Source organism: Pantoea sp. BAV 3049, from assembly GCF_009765445.1.
In the GTDB taxonomy this organism is placed as follows: Bacteria; Pseudomonadota; Gammaproteobacteria; order Enterobacterales; family Enterobacteriaceae; genus Erwinia.
This window is the reverse complement of the sequence record NZ_WHOY01000031.1, coordinates 273,668-293,401: the sequence shown is the minus strand read 5'-3', so window position 1 is coordinate 293,401 and position 19,734 is coordinate 273,668. Positions and strand designations below refer to the sequence as shown.

Genomic DNA, 19,734 nt, shown 5'->3' with positions numbered 1-19,734 from the left:
CGTAAACCGTCAGGGGACTGCTTACGCCTGAAACTTATCTGGAGGGTATTTGTGAATATGGATACCAAACGTTCAAGTAAGGAGCCAGCATGCCAATTACAGCAGAATTACTACTAACCGATGCATTTAGCCAGATAGAGCCTTACGTTAACCGACATTATAGCGACGTGATCAAGGCCCATATTGACGCCCAGGCGGCGAGGATTGCTGAACTGGATGCATCATTGTGTGCAAGTGCCAGGCTGCAAACTATTCACAGAGAAGCATGCCAAAAAGCAGAAACCGAGCTGGCGGCGCTGCGGGAGCAGGCACCTGTTGCGTATAGCGATGATGAAGAACTGACCTTTTGCCATAACCACGGTGACATGTGGGAAACACCTCACGGCTTTGGGAGGGATATTCCGCTTTACCGCCAGCCAATACCAGCCGCCCCGGTTGCTGTGCCAGATGAAAAAACAACGCAGCGAAATGATTGGACTGTCGGAGATTGGGTTTCGCATTTTGGAGGACGTTACCAGAATGAAGACCCGCGCAATTATGTTGAGTTTGGCAGTATGCAGGCCGTTGCTGCGATGATTCAGCAGCTATCCAAATGGGCAGAAACTGTCGGGTGGAACGCCTGCCGCGCCGAGGTGCTGCGCCTCAACAGCGAAAGTAAGCCGCTTGTTGTGATGCTACCCGAGCGGTTTTATTCCGTCATCCAGGGCGGAAAAGCAGTCATGCTGCCAGTACAGCATGGCCACTGGCTGAACCTAACCTCTGTGAAAGAGGCAATCCGGGCCGCTGGCGGGGAGATTGCAGAATGACGATCGAAAAACAGCGATGGGCTGGTATTGAAAGTGCCATTAAATCAGGTGTGCGCGTTGCTTTTGATTATCAGGGTAGCAGGGTTGAGGTCGCCAAAGTCCAGACCGATGAAACGCACCTCGCTTATCTCCTTACGGTTGATGGTGATCCGTTGTTAGGTTTCCGTAAGCCGGATGATCCTGGTTATCAGCCTTTGGCAGCGGTTCTTTTACGCACGAAGATGGTTAATCCAGCAGCAAGAGTGGCGAGAAGCATCGCTAAGGAACGCGGCGGTAAGGCTTTCCTGCGCAGGAAGGAGAATCGCCATCTGACAGAGAAAACCCGCGAGATCACGGAAACATTTTTCCCCACCGCCAAAACAGTGGTGAGCCATTTCCGCAAAATTGAAGGGCTTACGCTGGTTTCCCCTCTCACTCATATAGCGGAGGGCAACCATGTACCTGTGCGTGACGGGCTGTGAGCATCACGGCACTGGTGAGCAGCGGGTCTATCACCTTAACGATGGCAGCACGGTAGTAGAGCGTCGTGATTTGCCCGATGTGGCCCGCTGGCAGTGCTGGGATAACCATAATCACCGTGTTTACCGTAAATCCACTCAGACCGCGATGAAACAGGCGGCGGAACGGCATAAGAAGAGGTTTAAACTTGTATGAGTAATCAGGCTGAAGTTAACGAAAACAGCGGCGTTAATCGTCGTCCGGTCATCTTTATTTCGGGGCCAATGACGGGGCTGCCCTATTTTAATCGCGATGCGTTTAATTGCGCTGAGAAGCAACTGAGCGATCTGGATTTTATCGTGCTTAATCCTGCCGTGTTTCCTGATGGCCTGCAGCATGGCCAGTACATGGTGATGACGCTGGCCATGCTTGGGCAGGCCGATGCCATCTATCTGCTGAATGGATGGGAGGACAGCAAAGGCGCACGGGCTGAGGCTCTGAGGGCGCGTGAGCTGGGTCTGATGTTTTACGGGGAGTCGCTGGAGGCGGTTAAGGGCGTGATGGCGTTGCCGTCGAGATATCGGGCGGTGACAAGTGACAGAGTAAGGCATGGGTGTCTTGAATATTACGGCAGGCTGAGTTCATTTCCACCCTTTGTGACGCCAGAAAGTGAGGTGAATTAAACATGAGCAGAATGACTTTTATTGTTGATTTTCCTGATGGTCAGGAGCCAGCAGTCAGCGCTGCAACTGATATTTTGGGTGGGCAGCTGGTCAGTGTCAGTTTCAGCGATATACAGGAGCAGTGGGAATGGCGCAAGACTGATGAAGAGCCGCCCTATGATGTTGAAGTGCTGGCTCAGTTAAGCGATGACTCCATTGTGATCAGTAGCTGTAGTGCGTTTGTTGGCTGGTATCACGATGAAGAGGATGCGCACGTGGTGGGCTGGATGCGGTTGCCTGAACGTATGGAGGACTGAAATTAATTATCAGAATAGCCCCTTATCAAGGGGCTAACTTATTCATTCTACTTAATTTCTTCCCATGACTTCCAGGCATCATCCATGTTTCCGTCATCTGGAGCATCAAGGTCACCCTGTTCAGGTTTTTTGACTATATTGAGCCGTATATAAGGCATCAAGAGATTACATTCATCCACCATAAGATCTACGCTTTTATCCGATATGCTTATTATGGAATCAATCCCCTCCTCATAACGTGCGCTGGTCCTCAACCAAACATCTAATGTTTCATCAAAGTATTGCGGCTTAATTTTTTTTAGTGTGTTTTTTGCTTTATTATAAATATACTCTCTGCTGGTGATGGTAACCATATGTTCTCGCTCGTTTTTATTGACAATATCCCCAATCAACTCCCTTTTAAGACATTCGTGTATTTTACCCAGGAAGTAATAGTGACTTGTACCGGAACCCATAATGTCGCTATCAGTAGCATGGGCAGAAAAGGCCATAGCGACTTGGGTTATTGCTATAAATAGTATTTTTTTAAACATAAGTTGGATTCCGTGAAAAAAGACCCTTCCATAAAAAGACAGGTAACATCAACATATGCACAACGAATTTTGATTAACTTGTAAGGTAATCCTTACATTGATTTACATCTAGGTTTGTGGAAAAGTGTGTTTTTTAAATTTGATTTACACAGCAAGTTGTGATCCAATACTTACACGCATTTAGCGTAAAAAAGTATTTTTCAGCCTTAAAAGGCCCCGCCCAGCGGGGCCTTTTTCGTTTCCATATCTGACGGGAGTTCTGAGGTGGTATCACTCATTCTGCAGCTTATTGTTAGTTGCTTCACTGTGGTTCTGATGTTTGAACATCACAACCCCCTGTGGGGGAGTGCGTTATTAATTGCCATGTTGGTTGTTGTAATCATGAAGTTATCAGAATGGTTGGGCAAGGGTAAATAACTGTCGGGGGCTTTATGAAGTCTAACCTCATCCGCATTATCCACACCGGTAAGTCCCGCCTTGGCTGGGACGATGAAACCTATCGTGACGTGCTGGCGCGTGAAACCGGCAGGCGCAGCGCCAAAGACTGCACGGATGCTGAGCTGGAGCGCGTGGTGCGTTATATGCGCACTCAGGGCTTTGTGTCGGTTGCTGGTCGCGGGCGTCGCCCGTCCGTTGCCGTGGGCCGCAAAGGCATGATCGGTAAGATTGAGGCGCTGCTGGCCGAGGCCGGGAGACCGTGGGGTTATCTTGACGGCGTAATTGAACGCATGCTGGGTGAGATAAAGCCCGTCGAATGGCTGGATGATGTTCAGGTGCGTAAGCTGATGCAGGCGCTCATTGTTGACGCGAAGCGTCATGGGAGGCTTTAATGCGCGACTTCAGACTCGAAGATCTTGAAGATCTGCTGCCCGATACCGTCCGCCAGATTGTGGACGTGATCGGCTTTGATGCCACGCAAAAGCTGGTCGGGCGGTTCGGTGGTGCACGGTTCCCGATTGGCTGCGGCACGCGCAGTGCCGGTGAGCGCCGCCTGTCCCTGTTACGCGAGGTGATTGGTGACGAAAATACGCGGCTGCTGGTTAAGCATTTTGGGGGTGAGGATACCCTGGTGATCCCCCGGTGCGCTGCTGCGCTGCGGGAGTGGCGCAACCGCTGTTTTTATGCAGAAATGGATAATATGGTTAACAGTGGTGAGTCGCTGCGCATGGCGCTGACGCTGGTTGCGCCAAAGTATGGCTTTGCCAATACCTGGGCGTGGGAACTGATTAACCGGCGACGCAACCAGACCCCACAAACGCAGGGGCGGCTTTTCTGAAGGTTGCCCGTCTCACCCCTGTCACTCACTCCGCCAGCCCGATGCGATCACAATAACCCTCACATTATCAGTGAGGGTTTTTTTATGTCTCTTTCCCTTAAAACCAGTGAGCGCGGCAAGGCGCTGATTAAGCAATTTGAAGGCTGCAGGCTGAGTGCCTATCAGGATGATGGCGGCGTCTGGACAATCGGCTGGGGCTGGACGCGTCCGGTTGACGGCGTGGACATCCACAGCGGTATGACCATCACTCAGGTCAAAGCTGATGCGCTGTTCAGTGAGGGTCTGGTGGATTATGAGCAGGCCGTGTGCCGTCTCGTTACCGTTCCGCTGACCCAGAATCAGTTCGATGCGCTGGTCTGTTTTACTTACAACCTTGGCCCCACCTCCCTGCAGCATTCCACCCTGCTGGCAAAACTTAACGCCGGTGATTATGCCGGTGCGGCGGCAGAGTTTGACCGCTGGATCTACATCAACAGAAGCCCGTTTGATGGTCTGATCCGCCGCCGTGCGGCTGAGAAAGCGTTGTTTCTGGAGGCTGCGGCATGAGCAAGGTGTTTTTAGTCTGGTATCACCGTTACACCCCCGAAATCATGACAACCGGAATAATTTGTTTTGTATGGGCGCTGTTTTTCCACTGGGCACGGGGCATTAGCTGGGCAGGCTCGTTTGTGCTGGCGCTACTCGTTTTTATGGTAGGCGCTGCGTTGGGAACGCTGCTGGTTAATTTGTTAGATCGGACTCGTTACTGATGTGGCGTGGGGTGATTCTTATGGGCTTTATGAAGCGACTGCCGGAACTGGTCTCCAACCGTCAGGGGCAGCTTTCAACCACGGATGCAACAACGCTGTTTGCCCTGATTGTCAGTTCTGCCGTGGTGCTTATTGTCGCCTGGCGATGGGAGCGTGAGGTTGTCGAGATGACGGGGATCTACCTGACGGCCTGGGTGGCGCATGCCGGGGTGCAAAAGTATCACGACCGCAAGACGGATGATGACGTGCCGCCTGGTCCGCAGGGAGGAAAAAATAATGAGCGTGGCGCTGATTAAATGGCTGTTAACCCGACTTTTACCCGGCGTTCTGGTGTGCGCGGCGCTCGGCGGTGCCGGGTGGTGGTTACATCACGGCGGTTATCAGTCCGGGTTTGCGGCGGCAAAGCTGACGGGTGATTCCGCGCTGGCTGGTGAGAAAAAGTCCCGTGCCGATGAGCGCCAGCAGCTGGCGCAGGCCAGCAATAAGGCCCTGCTGGATGCCCGTTCGCGGGAACAGCAACAGCAGCAACGGGCTGACGAGCTGGCGCTTAAGCTGGCCAATTCAGAATACGCACTACAGCAGGCAAGTACCCTGCTCGGTCTTCAGATAGGAAAGGCGGTCAGTGATGATAACAAAACGGCGGGCAATGCCGGTGGCTGTGGTTTTAACGGGCTTGGCCCTCGCAGCCTGCAGCTCTACGAAAAAGCCCTCGGCTACGCCGGTGGTGGTGACGCCAGCGCCGGTGATCGTGCAGGACGCTAAGCCACCGCGACAGATGGTGACGGTGGCCACCATGCCGCCAGCCCCCTCAGCGTATGCGGGCGGCGGCAAGGGGTTACCCCCGGACGCGCTGCTGCGGCATGCAAATGATTATGGTGCCTGGTGCCAGGCGAATGCGGCGAAGCTGAAAGCGCTGGAGGCGTTTTTCTGGCCGGATAACAAGGAGTAAGTGATGGGTTCAGTAGCAGACGTATGGCAGACCATTGTGTCTACGATTGTGGCGGGAATTTTTCTCTTCTGGCTGAAGGTACTACACAGTGCGATTGGAGAGTTGCGACGGGAGAATATCCGCATGCGTGAGCTGTACCAGCTTAAGTCTGATGCGGTGCGCGATCAGGAGCAGATTATGGCGATGCTCTCGGAGATCAAGTCCTCAATGGAGCGCACCACCGAGCGTATCGACCGCCTGATTGGCGGCGGGGGGCGTTGATGGCGCATTCAAAAGAGGTTCGCGCTGCCGTTCGTCGTGACTACATCAGTAAAAACATCGCGCCGGAGGTGCTGGGGCCGATGCATGGCGTGAGTATCGCCACCGTTCTGCGCTGGCGCAGGGATGACCGGGATAGCGGCGACGACTGGGACAAACACCGCGCCGCCTTGCGTCTTTCAGGTGGATCTCAGGAGGAAGCGGCCCGCGCCCTGTTTGTTGAGTGGCTTGAGCACCAGAGCCTTGCCATGAATCGCGTGCGCCAGTTGCGCGAGGCGCACCCGGATGGCGAAGGGCTGCCCGTAGAGAAGTACAGCGAAATCCTCGCCAGACTGGCAGACGGCTTTAACAAAATGATGGCGGCAAGCCGTCGCATCCTTCCTGAGACCGACCGACTTATCGTGGCGGCGGGCGTGGTGGAAGAGTTCGCGGCGTTTCTAAGTGATAAACATCCGGCACTGATGGCGCGCTTCCTTGATGTTCTGCCTGAGTTCCAGCAAATCGTGGAGAAAAAATATGGGTGAAGTAATTAAGTCCGCTAGACAGTTCATAGAGCTGACGGACCGTAATGCTGTGCGTGCTGACAGCATCGTGCGCGTGTTTATTTTAAGTGATCACCTCATGGTGCAGACCGCTGACGGAGAAGCTCACGAAACAGATACCGGTTATGGCCAGAGCATCTGGCAGGCAAAATCTCATCTGTTAGAGAAGATTGAGGCTGCTCTGGCAGCAGGCAATCGGGCGCAGGGGTAAGCGTGTCTAAATCCTCCCTTAAATCGTTTCGTGAGCGCATTGAGCAGATCCAGCTGGATCTGCGCACCCGTATCGAGAATGAGAGCGCCGGTCTGGATGTCAGCCCGGAAGCCATCCGGGAGCGCCGGGAGCGGGTCAGCGATCCGGTGAACGGGTTTCGCTATTTCGTCAATACCTACTTCCCTCATCACGTCCGCCATCCTGAGACCAGCCTGCTGCATGAGTATCTTTTTGAGCGCCTGCCGCAGGTAGTAACCAGTAATGAAGATGAGAACGAGGTGATAGCAGCGCCGCGTGGTGAGGCCAAAACCACCCTGAGTCAGCAGCTGTTTGACCTCTGGTGCGTGGTCCGGGAGCTGAAAAAATACATCATCATTGTTTTTGAGACGGGTGAGCAGGCGGCGGGGTCGCTGGAGGCGATCAAGGCTGAGCTGATGTACAACCGCGCACTGGCGATGGATTATCCCGAGGCGTGCGGTCAGGGTCGCGTCTGGCGCATTGGCTGCATCCTGACGGCCAGCGGTATCAAAATTGAGTCAGCCGGTCAGGGGCAGGCCCTGCGCGGGCGCAAGCACGGCGCATACCGCCCCGATCTTGTCCACCTTGACGATCTCGAAAATAACGAAAACGTGGTGACGCCAAAGCAGCGAGACAAGCTGGAGCGATGGCTGAACAGTACGATCATACCGCTGGGCGGTGCGGGCATTAAGCTTGATATCATTTATGTCGGTTCAATCCTCCACTACGACTCGGTGCTGGCACGCACCCTGAAAAACCCGTCATGGAACGCAAAGCGCTTCCAGGCAATCCTCGCGTGGCCGGAGAACCTCAAGCTGTGGGACGACTGGGAAGCCGTGCTGCGGGAGAAAGGCAAAGCGGCGGCGAAGGCGTTTTATAAGCGCCACCAGAAGGCGATGCTGAAAGGGTCGCGCGTGTCCTGGACTGCGCGCCCCCTGCTGGACTTGATGCTTATCCGCGTACGCGTGGGGAAACGCGCCTTTGATGCGGAGTACCAGAATGACCCGGTCAGCGGCGAAAACGCCATTTTTCACGGCTGCATTCATGAGTGGCGCGAGCTGGAGCCGGATTTGATTTATTTCGGTGCCTGCGACCCCTCGCTCGGTAAAAACAATTCGCGGGGCAATGACCCCAGCGCCCTGCTGGTTGGCGGCTGGCACCGCATCAAGAAGGTACTCAAGGTGGTGCGGGCAGATATTCGGGTGCGTCGCCCCAAAAAGATTATTACTGACGTTATCCGTTTGCAGAAGGAATTTGGCTGCGTGGCCTGGGCGTTTGAGTCGGTGCAGTTCCAGGACTTTCTGCGTGAAACGCTTATCGAGGAGTCGCTGAAGCAGGGCGTGCCGGTTCCGGCCCGTTCGGTCATCCCCACCACCGACAAACACGGGCGCATCGAGTCCCTGCAGCCATTTATGGAAAATGAGCGAATTCTCATTTACCACCTGCTGACCACGCTGATCGAGCAGCTTAAGCACTTTCCAATGGCCGAGCATGATGACGGCCCTGATGCCCTTCATATGCTGTGGGCGATTGCCTCCACAAGCGTCGGCAATTTTGAATTTATTCCCATCAGTGCCGTCAGTGATGACCGGTTACCTGATGACGACGATGAATATGGCGAATCCACGTCTGGTGGGTTCGGTTCGGGAGGATGGTAATGGATATTAAAGGTGCGTTTAAACGCCTTTTTAACGGTGATAAATCCCGCCCCATGCAGAGTGACGGCGATGATTTTTTGTATATGGATACGCCGGATCACCCGTCATCCGGGCTTGATGTTAACCGGGTTTATGCGCTGTTCAGCGCCGCCGAGCAGGGAGATATTCAGGCCCAGAGCGACCTTTTCAGGGATATGGAGGAGCGCGACGGCCATCTGTTCGCGGAGATGGCCAAGCGTAAGCGTGCGCTGCTGACGCTGCCTTTTCGGGTTGCTCCACCGCCTGATGCCACGGACGCTGAAAAGAAAGTGGCAGCGGAGGCGGACTGGTGGCTGCGCAATCTTCCCGGCCTGCGCGAGATGATGATGGACATGCTGGACGCCATCGGCCACGGCTTTGCCTGTATTGAGCTGGAGTGGCCACTGAGAAGCGCCGTCTGGCTGCCCGCCGCCTTTCATAAGCGCCAGGCGAGAGTCTTTACCATGCCACAGGCTAACCTGGATGATATACGGCTTAACCGGGGTGGTTCTGACGGTGAAGTCCTGGAGTCGCTGGGCTGGATTGTACATAAGCACAAGTCCAAATCCGGGCCGGTTGCGCAGAGCGGGCTTTTCCGCGTGCTGGTCTGGACATACCTTTTCAAGAACCTGTCAGCCCGCGACTGGGCGCAGTTCCTGAACCTGTATGGTCTGCCGTTTCGCATCGGTAAATATGACTCGACCATGACGGACAAGGAGCGGCTGCGGCTGCTGCAGGGTATCCGCAGGCTGGCCCGTGAGGGAGGCGGGATTATTCCCAATACCGCCTCGATTGACCTGGTTTCGCCTGCATCCGGTCAGTCCGCGCCTTTTTTAAACATGGTGGAATGGTGCGAAAAAGTGCAGTCAAAGGTCATTCTTGGCGGCACGCTGACCAGCCAGGCTGACGGTAAAACGTCCACGAATGCCCTGGGCAATATTCATAACGAGGTGCGTCACGATCTGCTTGTGGGTGATGCGCTGGCCGTGGCCGACACGCTGACGCATCAGCTACTGTGGCCCATCCTGGCGCTGAATGGTCGTTATAACCCGGAGCGTGCGCCCCGGTTCGAATTTGACACGCGCGAACCTGTCGATCTTGGCGTGCTGATGGACGTGGTGATCAAGGCTCAGGCTACGGGTTTTAACATCACCGAGCAGTGGCTTTCGGATAAAAGCGGTATCCCGCTGCCGCAGGATGGCCAGACGATACTGAAGCCCATCACGCGACAGCTGCCGGGTGACGCCGCCCTGTCGCAGGCCGTGCAGATGCGCCTTGCGGCCTTATCCGCACCGCAAACGACTGCTGACGGCGTGCAGCTTCAGCTTGACGCCGCCCCGCAGCTGCTGGCCGCGCAGGCCAGCGCCGCCGCCGAGACCATGCTGAGGCCGCTGATTGACAGGGTGAAAGCGGCCCGCACGCCGGATGACGTGTATGAGCTGCTGGCGGCAAGCTATCCCGGCATGGATGATTTCGCGCTGAGAGAGCTGGTCGGTCAGGCGATCTTTGTGGCGGACGTCATGGGGCAACAGCATGGCTGACGTAAGCGCCGGATTTGCCATGACGCTGCCCCCTGAGCGGGCAATCAGCTACTTTGAGTCAAAGGGGCTGACGCCCTCTTTAAGCTGGCAGGATATGAAGGATGAAGCCCACGCGGTGAAGTTTACCGTGGCGGGCATCACTAAACTGGACGTGCTGAATGATATTCACCAGGGGCTGACGGACGTGCTCAGGAACGGCTCGACGCTTCGCCAGTTTCAGGACGACCTGGAGCCGCTGCTGCAGCGCAAGGGCTGGCTGGGGCGCGGTCTGAAAGCGGATGAAAATGGCGAGCTGGAAGGTAAGAAGCTGATGCCGTACCGGCTTGATACCATTTTTCGCACCAACGTGCAGTCAGCCTATGCCGCAGGCCGCTGGCAGCAGCAGATGCGCAACGTTGCCGACCGGCCTTATTTTGAATATAACGCGGTAATGGACAACCGCACGCGTCCCACGCATGCGGCGCTGAATGGCCGGGTGTTTCGCTGGGACGATCCCATCTGGCAAAGCATCTACCCGCCCAATGGCTACCGCTGCCGCTGCTGGGTACGCGCGCTGAATGCGGCTCAGCTTGACAGCCATCCGCTGGGGCTGGAGACCAGCGCCGGGCGACTGATCACCGTGCAGCAGCCGTATGGCCTGCAGGGTGAAATGCGCCCCGTGACGGCCTATCGCGACCCCAAAACCGGGCAGCTTCTGACGCCCGATGCCGGGTTCCACCTCAACCCCGGACAGGGATACCTTGCCGGTCTCGGCCAGAGCCTGCTGGAAAAAGGCACCACCGCCGCGCCGCGACTGGCCGCGCAGGCCGTGCGGGAAACGCTGGGCAATAATAACCGGCTGGTCTCTGAGATGAACCGGAGCCTTGATAACTGGACCAGGGGACTCACCGCCGCCTCAAAAGGTGACTTTCGTCGCGCCGGTGCGATTTCGCCGCACGTGCTGGCCATGCTGTCCGCTGACGGCAACCTGCCTTCGCCGGTGATCACTCTCAGCGCGGAAGTGTTTCTGGCGCATCGCGATGCCGGAAAGGCGTTATGGCCGCGCCTGGTCTCGCTGCTGCTGCGCCCGCAGGCGGTGCTGCTGCGTGGGGAAGAGCTTCACCTCGTCACCCCTGACAACCCACGCCGGGAGGTGGTGGTATTGCGGCGTGGATCGGACGGGTTCAGCATTGCCGGGGTGCGGGCATGGGCAGATACCGATGCGGCTGGTGAGGTAATTGATGGCGCACTGGCGGAGGTGGCCGATGGAGCCTGACATTGAACTGACGTTCCCGGATGACCTGCAGCACTGGCTGGACGAGCTGGAAAACCGCGTGAAGCGCCGCGAACCGCTGATGACCAGAATTGCCGGGATCATGATGGACGCGGTCGATGAGAACTTTGTGCAGGGTGGCCGTCCCGCCTGGAAGGAACTGAAGTATCGCGACGGTAAGCCCCTGCAGCTGACCGGGCGGCTGCATAATTCCATTCAGCCGTGGAGCGACAACGACCGCGCCGTGGTCGGGACAAACGTTGTTTATGCCCGCATCCACCAGATGGGTGGCCAGACCCGCCCCCACGTTATCCGCCCCCGCAACAAAAAGGCGCTGTATTTTAACGGGCGCTTTGCCGGTAAGGTAAACCATCCCGGCTCAAAGATTGATGCCCGACCGTTCCTCAGCCTGACGGATGAGGATTACGCGCTGATACGCGAGGCCATTATTGGCCACATCAACGGAAACCAGGACTGACGCCTCAGCGCCCCGCTGCGGCGTTATCGCCGGGAATGTGGTAACGTTGTACCCCTTCACACATTTATCGCAATCTGACGCGATTTAAACGGGTTTTAAACGGGGTTGCGCTCCCTCACTCCCATTCGTTAACGTTGTTTTTCTTCTGTCCCTCCCTGATTACCCGTCTCACCCCTGTCACTTATTCGCCACTCACCCTCCCGTTATCCTGCTGTCATTCTGACGGATTTAAGGATGCGATCCCCGATGTGGAAACTTGCCACGGCCTCCGTTTCGGCCATCGACAAAACCAGCGACAGCGCCCGGATACAGCTTTTTCCTGCTGGCTGGTTCGGTTCGCCGAAGGGTGGCCAGCGCTGGTACATGGATGCCGCGCTGGCGCAGAGCCTCATTGATGAAGCGGCGCGGCGCAAAAACGATTACCAGTTTGACTATGAGCACCAGTCACTGAATGCCCCCAGAGCCACCGGGCCGGTGCCTGCCTCCGGGTGGTTTAAATCACTCAGCTGGGTGGAGGGTCAGGGGCTTTTTGCAGACGTGAAGTGGACGGAACGCGCCGCCTCGCTGATTCAGGCAGATGAATATCGCTATGTGTCACCCACCTTTCGCTATGACGAAAAAGGGAACGTGCGGGAGCTGGTTAATGCCGCGCTCACCAACATGCCGGTACTCGACGGGATGCGGCAGGTCGCTGCGTCACTCATGTTTTTTGATAACGGAGAACACCCCATGAATGAAAACCTGCGCCTTGCCCTGTGCGCCATTATGGGCCTGGACAATAAGGCGGATGAAAACGCCATTCTGGCCGCAACAGAGGCGCTGCAAAACGGTGCGCTTAAAACGGCTGACTGTTCAAGCGTACCCGCGCTGATTGAGGCGCACAACGCGCAGCTGCAGCAGAAAGACCAGTCCATTCAGGAGGGTCAGAGCAAAATCGCTGCGCTTTCACAGCAGCAGTCCGGCGCACCCGACCCGGCGAAGTATGTGCCGGTGGCCGTGCTGGATGAGGTACGCAACGAGCTGGCCGCGCTGTCCTCTCAGGTTCAGGGCGACAGGGTGGAAACCCTGCTCACCGCCGCGCTCAGCGACGGGCGCGTACTCAAAGGGGCCGACGAAGACACCATGCGCGAACTGGGTCAAAAGGATTATGCCCTGATGGAAAAGATGATCGGTTCCCGCAGGCCCATCCGGGCGCTGTCGCAGATGCAGACGAGCGGCATGTCTCTGGATGCGAAAGACAAACAAGCCCCTCAACTGGATGCGCAGCAGATTGCCCTGTGCAGCATGTTCGGTAACACACCTGAAGACCTTTTTGGAGGTGATGAATGACGGCCATTACAGCCCCCCGCGATACCCCGTTTCGTGACTGCATCCTTGTGCCGCTCCCCGTTGCCAAGGGTGAGAGCATCCCAATGGGCGCTATCGTCTGCGTTAACAGTGAGGGTTACGCCGTAAACGGCAAGGCAGACGCCACGCTGAAATACGCGGGATGCGCAGATGAATCTGTTGATAACTCGGCGGGAGAAAACGGGGCGCAGTTTATCAACGTCCGCGCCAATAAAGCATTCAAGTGGGCCTCGGATGGCACGATCACCCAGACCAACCTGCTTGATCGGGCTTACATCCTCGACAATCAGACCGTGACGGCTACAGACGGCAGCGCAGCAGCGGATGGTGATACGCCCGCCGTTAAAGCCTCCCACGCTAAAGCCGGAAGCATCATCCTGATCGAAAGTGATGGCGTCTGGATTTACTGAGTTAAAAGGAAAATATTATGGATATTAATACGGCTAACCTCAGGCTGCTGTTTCTGAACCTGAAGAAATCATTTCAAAATGGTCTGAAGTTAAGCACGCCGAACTGGCAGCGCGTGGCAACCCGCATCCCCTCAACCGGCGCGGCCAACTTCTACGCCTGGCTTGAGATGTTCCCGAAAATGCGTGAATGGATCGGTGAAAAGCAGCTGACCAAACTGCTTGAACACGATTTTGTCGTGCCTAACCGGGACTTTGAGGCAACGGTTGTCGTTAAACGTAACCACATCAAGGATGACCAGTTGGGGATTTACGGCATTCAGGCATCCGGTGCGGGCGACAGTGCCACCATGTGGCCGGATGAACTGGTCTTTGAGCTGCTTGATAAAGCCTTTACCGCCAAAGGCTATGATGGCCTGCCTTTTATCAGCGACAAGCACAAAATGGGCGACACGACCTACAGCAACATGGGTAAAGCCCCTCTGTCTGTCGCCACGCAGACTGAGGCCAAAGCCTCATTCGGCGCTGCCCGCACGCAGATGAAAAAGCTGAAAGACCGTCATAATCGCCCGCTCAACCTGCGACCGGATTTGCTGGTTGTTCCGCCCGCGCTGGAGGATGTGGCTAAAACACTGGTCACCACCGACAGGCTGGAAGATGGCAAGCCCAACCTTTACAAGGGGGCCGCTGAGGTACTGGTGGTGCAACACCTGACCTCTGACACGGCCTGGTTCCTGCTCGATACCACTCAGGTACTGAAGCCGCTGATTTACCAGGATCGCGAAACACCCACCTTTGTCTCCCAGACCACTATGGATTCAGACGATGTTTTCATGCGCGCTGAATACAAGTACGGCGTTGAGGGACGCGGCGCGGCGGCGTTTGGTTACTGGCAGATGGCCTATGGCTCAACGGGCGCGGGGGCGTAGCCATGAGTTACGCCACGCCGGATAACTACAAAGCCTATTTTACCTCGCGTGACGCGGTGAGTGTTACGGCGGCGCGGGGCAAGGCAGAGGCGGATGATGATCGCATTGCTTACCACCTGAACTCCGCCAGTAACCGCATTGATGCCTGGATAGGTGCGCGTTATACCTTGCCGTTACGTGATATTCCTGACGCGCTGCGGGATTACTGCTGCGATATTGCCCGCTACCTGCTGACCGGCACCGAACGCACCTGTACTGAGGAAATTCGCCTGCGCTATGAGGATGCCATGAGCTGGTTGAAGCAGGTCGCTAACGGAAAGGTCAGCATAGGCAGCAACCCTGAAAACGGCGGTTCGGTTGATTCATCCTCCCCGGACGTGGCGTTTTACTCCGGCGGTGAGGATTTGTGGAGCCGCGACCGCACGCAGGGAGGTTGCTACTGATGGTCACCATTACGGCGGTTGAATCCGCAATGTGTGAGCGGCTGCGTGAAGGTCTGGGAGGTATGGTTGCAGACGTGGTCAGCTGGGACGTCATGACGGATGACATCGGCGTGATCCTGGGCTGTCTGCCGGGCGCGTTCGTGACCTTTACCGGCATTACCTCCAGCCAGCCGCACGACACCCGCCGCACCCGCTTTAAGGTAGCGGCCCGGTTCGCGGTATACGTGGCGGACTATAACCTGCGCGACAACGAGAGCGTGCGTCATGGCGGCATCAATCTGGATGAGCCGGGTTGTTACCGGCTTGTCCGTGCCGTTCGCCGCCTGCTGTCCGGTCAGGATTTGGGGCTGGATATCGGCAACCTTCGCCCCGCCACGGTAAAAATGGTGACCAACAAGGTATTCAGCGAGCAGGCTGTTGCCATGTACGAGTGCCTCTTTGACACGCTGTGGTACGAGGACACCCTGGAGAACCGCCACTGGCCCGTTGCCCCGGACAGCGAAAGCGATCCTGATTACGACTTTGTGCGATGGGAGGGTCGCCTTGAGGATGCCGCGCCTGCTCACGATGTCACTACAGGCACCATCACCACGCCATCCGGCGCGTCAGTTACCGCAACCGTCACAACGGAGAAAAAAATATGACCTCAGTGATTGCCCGTAAGGGAGTGCGCGTGCCGCTGGAAAATGACAGCCGCCGCTACATCACCGACAGCGCGTCAGTCGAGGTGGAGCTGACCACCTATTACCGTCGCCGCATGCGCGACGGCGACCTGCAGCTTGTCCCGGCAAAAGAAGCCGCACCGGCAGTAAAAGCAGCCGCGTCGGTGGCAGATAAAGCCGCCGATACCACCACCAAAAAGGAGGGCTGATCCGTGGCAGATACCGACAGCATTTCCACCACCACCCGCGTGCCGGGAACCTACGTCCGGTATGACTTTACCAATGCCGGTCGGGCGCTGGCCACCGATGACCAGTATCTGGTTATCCTGGCGCAGCGCCTGAGTACCGGCACCGTGGCCGCGCTGACGCCGACCGATATTTATACAAGCGAGGAAGCGGCGGTGTACTTCGGGCGTGGCTCACAGGCCCACCTGATGGCCACTGCCGCCATTGCGGCCAACAGCAACCTGCAGCTGGCCGTGTGTGCGCTGGATGATGACAGCGCGGGCGTGGCGGCTAAGGGTTCGCTGGTGCTGAACGGCCCTGCGACCGGTTCCGGCCAGGTCAGCCTGCGCGTGGGTGGCACCACTGTTTCCATTGCGGTGAAGTCCGGCGCGACCGGCGACACCCTGATGGCCGACCTGCACGCCGCCCTTGCCGCGAAGGGTGGCCTGCCGCTGCTGGCGACCCTCGACCGCGTGGCTGAAAAGCAGACCGGCCTGGTCTTTACCGCCATGAATAAGGGAGCCTGCGGTAATGAAATCAGCCTCACGCTGACCATCACCGCCAGCGGCGTGACGGGTGAACTGAGTCCGCTGACGGGCGGCGCGGGCGATCCGGATATTTCGGACGCGCTCTCCGCCATTTTCAGCGCCGGTCACACGCTGATTGCGATCCCGTATTCATCGCAGGACGCGCTTACCGCGCTGGCCACGCACATTGATTCGGTCTCCGGCCCCACCGAGCAGCGTGGTGCTATGGGCGTCACGGGCTGGAACGGTACGCTGGCCAGCGGCATTACGCTGACCGGGAACACCAACGCCTACCGCATCACCACGGGGTGGCATCACGGCTCCGTTCTGCCGAATGGCGTGCTGGCAGCGGTCTATGCCGCCGTTATTGCCGCACAGGACGACCCCTCTGAGCCGATGGATAACACCGCGCTGACCGGGCTGGACGTCACTTTGCAGGCCGACTGGCCGATGGGCACCGAGATGGAGAAGGCGTTGCACAACGGCCTGACACCGTTTGAGGTGGTGAATAACAAGGTGCAGCTGGTGCGGGCCATCAGTACCTACATCAAGGACAGCACGGGGATTGAGGATGCCACCCTGCTGGACATTACCACCATCCGCACGCTGGACTACATCCGCAAGACGTGGCGTGCCCGCATTGCGAAGCGCTTCCCGAACGGCGGCAAGCTGACCGACGCCAGGCTGACCCGCATTCGTTCGGAGACGCTGGACGTGCTCTATGCGCTGGAAACGCTGGAGATGGTGGAGAACATCGACACCTACAAAGACCAGGTGAAGGTCACGCGCAACGCGCAGGACGACACCCGCGCCGATGCACTTATTCCGGCTCCGGTGGTTCGCGGTCTGCATATCCTGACCGGCACCGTGGCCCTGTATTAAGGAGAGTACCAATGAGTGACGTATACGTCGGGCCAATTGTCCTTGAGGTCGATGGCACCGAGATTGAGATTACGCAGGTCAGCCCGAGCGTGGACACCGGGCGCAAGCTGGTGAAAACCATGAACTCCACCGGACGAGCTAAGGGTCATGTTAACGGCATTGCGACCTACAACCTGACGCTGGAGGCGGTGATCCCCAAGACCGGCACCCTCGTGTGGGAGAACATCACCGACGCCAAGCTGACCATTTACCCGGAAGACACCGCCAGCGGCGGCCTGACCACCACCTATCAGAACTTTACGGTTCAGACCGTGGGTCGCCAGTACAACGTGGACAATGAGGCCCGCATCAGCATCGCTGGCTTTGCCCTTAACTGCATTGAGGAATAATGATGACCGGAAACACCAAAACCATCAGTGGCACGCTGGAAATTGGCGTGGAGCATGAAGGCAAACTGCACCAGGACTTCACCCTGCGCCTGCCCACCGTGGGCGATGAAATCGACGTGGCCGAAGACGAGAGCGTACCGGACAGCGGTTTTCGGGTGGCACTTATCGCAACCTGCCTGGAATCGCTTGGCACTATCCCAAAAGAGGCGATCACGTACAATTTGCTCCGTGACAACCTCATCAGCAGTGATTACAGCCTGATCACTAAAGCGAATGATGAGCTGAAAAAAAAGAGGAAAGAGCTGGCAGAAAGCGACAGGAATTCCGTTATGCCTGTGTCAGGCTCAGTAAGTACGGATATCCAGAATCTGAAGTCCGCTCCTGGAGTGCTGTAGAGCTGGCCTGCCGCCTTGATGCGGTGTTCCGCATCGAGAATCCTAAAGCCTGGCATAAGAAACAGCGCGGTGAAGGGGTTTCTTATGTCAGTACCCGACGCAAAAAACGAAAATCTCCCCGTAAACGCAGGAAATAACGCATGGCTGGCCCCTTTGAAACGCAAATTGGCATTGGCGTTAAGGATAATGCCTCCGCCGCAATCAGTCGCATTCGTACTGAAACGCAACGCATGCAACAGGCGCGTGAGCAGCTGGGTATCCGCAGTGAGCGATCTATTCAGCGTGAGATTGATCGTACAGCTGCAGCTTACCTGCGCCTTGCCAATTCAGGTAAGTTATCTGCCACTGAACAGACCCGCGCATTTGATAAAATGACCTCCACAATTGACCGTCTGAACCGTGAAATGGGGATGATGGCACAACAGCAGGAGCGTATCAGCCGCAACCCGGCCCGCGAAGCCTACGCCGCCCTCGGTATCCGCAGTGAACAATCCGTTCAGCGGGAAATTGCTAAAACCATCGCCGCTTATAATCGCCTTGAGCGCTCCGGCACTCTGTCTGTGGGCGAACAGAAACGTGCCTATGAGCAGATGACCGCGACCGTCAGCAAGCTGCGTCAGGAATTGGGTGAGACAGAGCGCACGCAGGGCCGTATGGCTGGTGCGTTCAGGGCAATGGGTATGATTGGTGGTGCCGTGGCTGGTGTGGGGATGGCCCTTCGTAAGCCAGTGACTGACGCGGCGTCGTATGACGCGGAACTGCGCAGGCAGGCAAATTTTGCTTACAGCAACAGTGATTTTGCTGGACGTAAAGCCGGAATGGAACGCATTAATCAGGTTATCAGTCACTCTGTTGATGTTAGTGGGGCAAGCCCCGACGAAGCATTTTCCGGGATGGAAACGATGATGCGATCCGGAGTGGTCAGCAGGGATCAGGCTTATAAATTTCTGCCTTATGTGCTGCGAAATGCGGTAGCCACTGGCGCAGACGCGGCATCTGTAGCTAACACGCAGGCCAGCGCTGTTAACTTCGGTCTGAGCGATAAAGATGCTCCGGCTGCGCTGAGCGTTCTGACCACGATGGCGCAGCACGGACGTATTGATGTGCCGGAGCTGGCGCGTGAGATGCCTCGCGGTCTGGAGGCGGGTAAGTCGGCTGGCTTTTACGGGAATCGGGGATTTTCTCAGCTGGCAGCTTTTTTTGAGGCGTCAGCTATTGGTGCGAAAGATCCACAGGATGCGGCCACGAATGCCAATGATTTCCTTGCTGAGCTTACCTCTAATAACCTTACTAATAATGGAAAGCGCATCAAAATCAATGGCAAGGGTCTGGATATTCGCAGCATGATGCGGCATGACCTGGCTCACGGCAAAACTGCGCTTGATACCATTACTGGGATCGTCGGAAAAATGGATGACACCGACCCTACTTATCGTCGTCTGCAGAGGCAACTCGGCAACGCCAGCTCAGATCAGGAGCGTGAAAGCCTCAACGCGCAGATTTCACAGATACACGGTCAGCACATTTCACAACTGTTCCCCAATCAGCAGGCCCGCAATGCTTATATCAACTTTGACCGTAACCGAGATTTCTTCAATAGGCAGGTTAATGAAGGCGTTAACCAGTTCAGCCTGCCTGATGGTCAGCGCTCCGCTGACCTGGACTTTAAAACGGTAGCAGACGGGGCGCAGTGGAAAATGGATCGGGCCAAATACAACACTGAACTGACCAGTGACAATGCGCTCAAGGGGGCCACAGGTGTCTGGGGTGGTCTTATGAACGATCTGGCTGACCTTGAGAAAAAATTTCCTGAATTGTCGGA

At 56.6% G+C, this 19,734-nt stretch carries 30 protein-coding genes; 29 read left to right on the top strand and 1 reads right to left on the bottom strand.

From position 1 onward, the window contains the following. The first annotated feature begins 89 nt into the window (after window positions 1-89). Genes GSQ70_RS02170 through GSQ70_RS02150 form a run of 5 tightly spaced genes read left to right on the top strand, consistent with a single transcriptional unit; the run spans window position 90 to window position 2,223 of the window. Window positions 90-806: a hypothetical protein gene (locus tag GSQ70_RS02170; RefSeq protein WP_158780734.1), complete on the top strand. Its 717-nt coding sequence runs from the start codon at window positions 90-92 to the stop codon at window positions 804-806. After that, a complete protein-coding gene (locus tag GSQ70_RS02165; RefSeq protein ID WP_158780733.1) occupies window positions 803-1,267 on the top strand; it encodes a hypothetical protein in 465 nt (154 codons plus the stop codon). Before GSQ70_RS02170 ends, GSQ70_RS02165 begins: the two co-directional genes overlap by 4 nt. Beyond that, window positions 1,242-1,460, top strand: coding sequence for a hypothetical protein (locus GSQ70_RS02160; RefSeq protein WP_158780732.1), 219 nt, complete (start codon window positions 1,242-1,244; stop codon window positions 1,458-1,460). Before GSQ70_RS02165 ends, GSQ70_RS02160 begins: the two co-directional genes overlap by 26 nt. Further along, on the top strand, window positions 1,457-1,927 hold the full coding sequence (locus tag GSQ70_RS02155; RefSeq protein ID WP_158780731.1) for a DUF4406 domain-containing protein: 471 nt from the start codon (window positions 1,457-1,459) through the stop codon (window positions 1,925-1,927). The genes GSQ70_RS02160 and GSQ70_RS02155 overlap by 4 nt, the downstream gene beginning before the upstream one ends. A 2-nt stretch (window positions 1,928-1,929) precedes the next feature. Next, window positions 1,930-2,223: a hypothetical protein gene (locus tag GSQ70_RS02150; protein ID WP_158780730.1), complete on the top strand. Its 294-nt coding sequence runs from the start codon at window positions 1,930-1,932 to the stop codon at window positions 2,221-2,223. A gap of 47 nt (window positions 2,224-2,270) precedes the next feature. Here the strand turns inward: GSQ70_RS02150 and GSQ70_RS02145 are convergent, their stop codons facing one another. Next, on the bottom strand, window positions 2,271-2,756 hold the full coding sequence (locus tag GSQ70_RS02145) for a hypothetical protein (protein ID WP_158780729.1): 486 nt from the start codon (window positions 2,754-2,756) through the stop codon (window positions 2,271-2,273). Window positions 2,757-3,187: 431 nt separating this feature from the next. Here GSQ70_RS02145 and GSQ70_RS02140 point away from each other — a divergent pair, with 431 nt between their 5' ends. From GSQ70_RS02140 to GSQ70_RS02025, 24 genes are all read left to right on the top strand, one after another. Then, complete coding sequence (locus GSQ70_RS02140; protein ID WP_158780728.1) at window positions 3,188-3,586, top strand: gp16 family protein; 399 nt, start codon at window positions 3,188-3,190, stop codon at window positions 3,584-3,586. Next, complete coding sequence (locus tag GSQ70_RS02135; protein WP_158780727.1) at window positions 3,586-4,032, top strand: Mor transcription activator family protein; 447 nt, start codon at window positions 3,586-3,588, stop codon at window positions 4,030-4,032. Before GSQ70_RS02140 ends, GSQ70_RS02135 begins: the two co-directional genes overlap by 1 nt. Before the next feature lie 84 nt (window positions 4,033-4,116). After that, window positions 4,117-4,578: a lysozyme gene (locus GSQ70_RS02130; RefSeq protein ID WP_158780726.1), complete on the top strand. Its 462-nt coding sequence runs from the start codon at window positions 4,117-4,119 to the stop codon at window positions 4,576-4,578. Further along, a complete protein-coding gene (locus GSQ70_RS02125) occupies window positions 4,575-4,781 on the top strand; it encodes a hypothetical protein (RefSeq protein ID WP_158780725.1) in 207 nt (68 codons plus the stop codon). The genes GSQ70_RS02130 and GSQ70_RS02125 overlap by 4 nt, the downstream gene beginning before the upstream one ends. Window positions 4,782-4,801: 20 nt before the next feature. Next, window positions 4,802-5,077 carry a hypothetical protein gene (locus tag GSQ70_RS02120; protein WP_233268232.1) on the top strand — a complete coding sequence of 92 codons (276 nt, stop codon included), beginning with the start codon at window positions 4,802-4,804 and terminating at the stop codon, window positions 5,075-5,077. Next, the gene (locus tag GSQ70_RS02115) at window positions 5,058-5,543 is read left to right on the top strand and encodes a hypothetical protein (protein WP_158780723.1); all 486 of its coding nucleotides are present in this window, start codon (window positions 5,058-5,060) and stop codon (window positions 5,541-5,543) included. Before GSQ70_RS02120 ends, GSQ70_RS02115 begins: the two co-directional genes overlap by 20 nt. Then, window positions 5,509-5,730: a hypothetical protein gene (locus GSQ70_RS02110; protein ID WP_158780722.1), complete on the top strand. Its 222-nt coding sequence runs from the start codon at window positions 5,509-5,511 to the stop codon at window positions 5,728-5,730. Before GSQ70_RS02115 ends, GSQ70_RS02110 begins: the two co-directional genes overlap by 35 nt. A 3-nt stretch (window positions 5,731-5,733) precedes the next feature. Next, a complete protein-coding gene (locus GSQ70_RS02105) occupies window positions 5,734-5,991 on the top strand; it encodes a hypothetical protein (RefSeq protein WP_158780721.1) in 258 nt (85 codons plus the stop codon). Beyond that, a complete protein-coding gene (locus GSQ70_RS02100; RefSeq protein ID WP_158780720.1) occupies window positions 5,991-6,512 on the top strand; it encodes a DUF1804 family protein in 522 nt (173 codons plus the stop codon). Before GSQ70_RS02105 ends, GSQ70_RS02100 begins: the two co-directional genes overlap by 1 nt. Then, a complete protein-coding gene (locus tag GSQ70_RS02095) occupies window positions 6,505-6,741 on the top strand; it encodes a hypothetical protein (protein WP_158780719.1) in 237 nt (78 codons plus the stop codon). The genes GSQ70_RS02100 and GSQ70_RS02095 overlap by 8 nt, the downstream gene beginning before the upstream one ends. A gap of 2 nt (window positions 6,742-6,743) precedes the next feature. Then, a complete protein-coding gene (gene terL, locus GSQ70_RS02090) occupies window positions 6,744-8,417 on the top strand; it encodes a phage terminase large subunit (RefSeq protein ID WP_158780718.1) in 1,674 nt (557 codons plus the stop codon). Beyond that, window positions 8,417-9,976, top strand: a complete 1,560-nt coding sequence (locus GSQ70_RS02085) for a DUF935 domain-containing protein (RefSeq protein WP_158780717.1) — start codon at window positions 8,417-8,419, stop codon at window positions 9,974-9,976. The genes terL and GSQ70_RS02085 overlap by 1 nt, the downstream gene beginning before the upstream one ends. Beyond that, complete coding sequence (locus GSQ70_RS02080) at window positions 9,969-11,231, top strand: phage minor head protein (protein ID WP_158780716.1); 1,263 nt, start codon at window positions 9,969-9,971, stop codon at window positions 11,229-11,231. The genes GSQ70_RS02085 and GSQ70_RS02080 overlap by 8 nt, the downstream gene beginning before the upstream one ends. Next, window positions 11,221-11,706 carry a phage virion morphogenesis protein gene (locus GSQ70_RS02075; protein WP_158780715.1) on the top strand — a complete coding sequence of 162 codons (486 nt, stop codon included), beginning with the start codon at window positions 11,221-11,223 and terminating at the stop codon, window positions 11,704-11,706. The genes GSQ70_RS02080 and GSQ70_RS02075 overlap by 11 nt, the downstream gene beginning before the upstream one ends. 246 nt (window positions 11,707-11,952) lie before the next feature. Beyond that, entirely contained in the window at window positions 11,953-13,035 is a 1,083-nt protein-coding gene (locus GSQ70_RS02070) for a phage protease (RefSeq protein ID WP_158780714.1), read from the top strand. Beyond that, a complete protein-coding gene (locus GSQ70_RS02065) occupies window positions 13,032-13,463 on the top strand; it encodes a hypothetical protein (protein WP_158780713.1) in 432 nt (143 codons plus the stop codon). The genes GSQ70_RS02070 and GSQ70_RS02065 overlap by 4 nt, the downstream gene beginning before the upstream one ends. Window positions 13,464-13,480: 17 nt before the next feature. Continuing rightward, window positions 13,481-14,389 (top strand): Mu-like prophage major head subunit gpT family protein, encoded by a 909-nt coding sequence (locus GSQ70_RS02060; protein WP_158780712.1) that lies wholly within the window; start codon window positions 13,481-13,483, stop codon window positions 14,387-14,389. Window positions 14,390-14,391: 2 nt separating this feature from the next. Further along, window positions 14,392-14,832 (top strand): gp436 family protein, encoded by a 441-nt coding sequence (locus GSQ70_RS02055; protein ID WP_158780711.1) that lies wholly within the window; start codon window positions 14,392-14,394, stop codon window positions 14,830-14,832. After that, on the top strand, window positions 14,832-15,476 hold the full coding sequence (locus tag GSQ70_RS02050; RefSeq protein WP_158780710.1) for a phage protein Gp37: 645 nt from the start codon (window positions 14,832-14,834) through the stop codon (window positions 15,474-15,476). Before GSQ70_RS02055 ends, GSQ70_RS02050 begins: the two co-directional genes overlap by 1 nt. Beyond that, window positions 15,473-15,703 carry a hypothetical protein gene (locus tag GSQ70_RS02045; protein WP_158780709.1) on the top strand — a complete coding sequence of 77 codons (231 nt, stop codon included), beginning with the start codon at window positions 15,473-15,475 and terminating at the stop codon, window positions 15,701-15,703. Before GSQ70_RS02050 ends, GSQ70_RS02045 begins: the two co-directional genes overlap by 4 nt. Window positions 15,704-15,706: 3 nt before the next feature. Further along, window positions 15,707-17,128 (top strand): phage tail sheath C-terminal domain-containing protein, encoded by a 1,422-nt coding sequence (locus GSQ70_RS02040; RefSeq protein WP_158780708.1) that lies wholly within the window; start codon window positions 15,707-15,709, stop codon window positions 17,126-17,128. Between the two features lie 11 nt (window positions 17,129-17,139). Next, on the top strand, window positions 17,140-17,517 hold the full coding sequence (locus GSQ70_RS02035) for a phage tail protein (RefSeq protein WP_158780707.1): 378 nt from the start codon (window positions 17,140-17,142) through the stop codon (window positions 17,515-17,517). 2 nt (window positions 17,518-17,519) lie between these two features. Further along, window positions 17,520-17,912 carry a phage tail assembly protein gene (locus GSQ70_RS02030; protein WP_233268231.1) on the top strand — a complete coding sequence of 131 codons (393 nt, stop codon included), beginning with the start codon at window positions 17,520-17,522 and terminating at the stop codon, window positions 17,910-17,912. Between the two features lie 140 nt (window positions 17,913-18,052). Then, the coding region (locus GSQ70_RS02025) for a phage tail tape measure protein (protein ID WP_199257212.1) at window positions 18,053-19,734 on the top strand (1,682 nt) is incomplete at its 3' end.

Coding starts and splice junctions, on each gene's coding strand:
- GSQ70_RS02170 (WP_158780734.1), top strand. CDS start 90: ATGCCAATTACAGCAGAATTACTACTAACCGATGCATTTAGCCAGATA.
- GSQ70_RS02165 (WP_158780733.1), top strand. CDS start 803: ATGACGATCGAAAAACAGCGATGGGCTGGTATTGAAAGTGCCATTAAA.
- GSQ70_RS02160 (WP_158780732.1), top strand. CDS start 1,242: ATGTACCTGTGCGTGACGGGCTGTGAGCATCACGGCACTGGTGAGCAG.
- GSQ70_RS02155 (WP_158780731.1), top strand. CDS start 1,457: ATGAGTAATCAGGCTGAAGTTAACGAAAACAGCGGCGTTAATCGTCGT.
- GSQ70_RS02150 (WP_158780730.1), top strand. CDS start 1,930: ATGAGCAGAATGACTTTTATTGTTGATTTTCCTGATGGTCAGGAGCCA.
- GSQ70_RS02145 (WP_158780729.1), bottom strand. CDS start 2,756: ATGTTTAAAAAAATACTATTTATAGCAATAACCCAAGTCGCTATGGCC.
- GSQ70_RS02140 (WP_158780728.1), top strand. CDS start 3,188: ATGAAGTCTAACCTCATCCGCATTATCCACACCGGTAAGTCCCGCCTT.
- GSQ70_RS02135 (WP_158780727.1), top strand. CDS start 3,586: ATGCGCGACTTCAGACTCGAAGATCTTGAAGATCTGCTGCCCGATACC.
- GSQ70_RS02130 (WP_158780726.1), top strand. CDS start 4,117: ATGTCTCTTTCCCTTAAAACCAGTGAGCGCGGCAAGGCGCTGATTAAG.
- GSQ70_RS02125 (WP_158780725.1), top strand. CDS start 4,575: ATGAGCAAGGTGTTTTTAGTCTGGTATCACCGTTACACCCCCGAAATC.
- GSQ70_RS02120 (WP_233268232.1), top strand. CDS start 4,802: ATGGGCTTTATGAAGCGACTGCCGGAACTGGTCTCCAACCGTCAGGGG.
- GSQ70_RS02115 (WP_158780723.1), top strand. CDS start 5,058: ATGAGCGTGGCGCTGATTAAATGGCTGTTAACCCGACTTTTACCCGGC.
- GSQ70_RS02105 (WP_158780721.1), top strand. CDS start 5,734: ATGGGTTCAGTAGCAGACGTATGGCAGACCATTGTGTCTACGATTGTG.
- GSQ70_RS02100 (WP_158780720.1), top strand. CDS start 5,991: ATGGCGCATTCAAAAGAGGTTCGCGCTGCCGTTCGTCGTGACTACATC.
- GSQ70_RS02095 (WP_158780719.1), top strand. CDS start 6,505: ATGGGTGAAGTAATTAAGTCCGCTAGACAGTTCATAGAGCTGACGGAC.
- GSQ70_RS02085 (WP_158780717.1), top strand. CDS start 8,417: ATGGATATTAAAGGTGCGTTTAAACGCCTTTTTAACGGTGATAAATCC.
- GSQ70_RS02080 (WP_158780716.1), top strand. CDS start 9,969: ATGGCTGACGTAAGCGCCGGATTTGCCATGACGCTGCCCCCTGAGCGG.
- GSQ70_RS02075 (WP_158780715.1), top strand. CDS start 11,221: ATGGAGCCTGACATTGAACTGACGTTCCCGGATGACCTGCAGCACTGG.
- GSQ70_RS02070 (WP_158780714.1), top strand. CDS start 11,953: ATGTGGAAACTTGCCACGGCCTCCGTTTCGGCCATCGACAAAACCAGC.
- GSQ70_RS02065 (WP_158780713.1), top strand. CDS start 13,032: ATGACGGCCATTACAGCCCCCCGCGATACCCCGTTTCGTGACTGCATC.
- GSQ70_RS02060 (WP_158780712.1), top strand. CDS start 13,481: ATGGATATTAATACGGCTAACCTCAGGCTGCTGTTTCTGAACCTGAAG.
- GSQ70_RS02055 (WP_158780711.1), top strand. CDS start 14,392: ATGAGTTACGCCACGCCGGATAACTACAAAGCCTATTTTACCTCGCGT.
- GSQ70_RS02050 (WP_158780710.1), top strand. CDS start 14,832: ATGGTCACCATTACGGCGGTTGAATCCGCAATGTGTGAGCGGCTGCGT.
- GSQ70_RS02045 (WP_158780709.1), top strand. CDS start 15,473: ATGACCTCAGTGATTGCCCGTAAGGGAGTGCGCGTGCCGCTGGAAAAT.
- GSQ70_RS02035 (WP_158780707.1), top strand. CDS start 17,140: ATGAGTGACGTATACGTCGGGCCAATTGTCCTTGAGGTCGATGGCACC.
- GSQ70_RS02030 (WP_233268231.1), top strand. CDS start 17,520: ATGACCGGAAACACCAAAACCATCAGTGGCACGCTGGAAATTGGCGTG.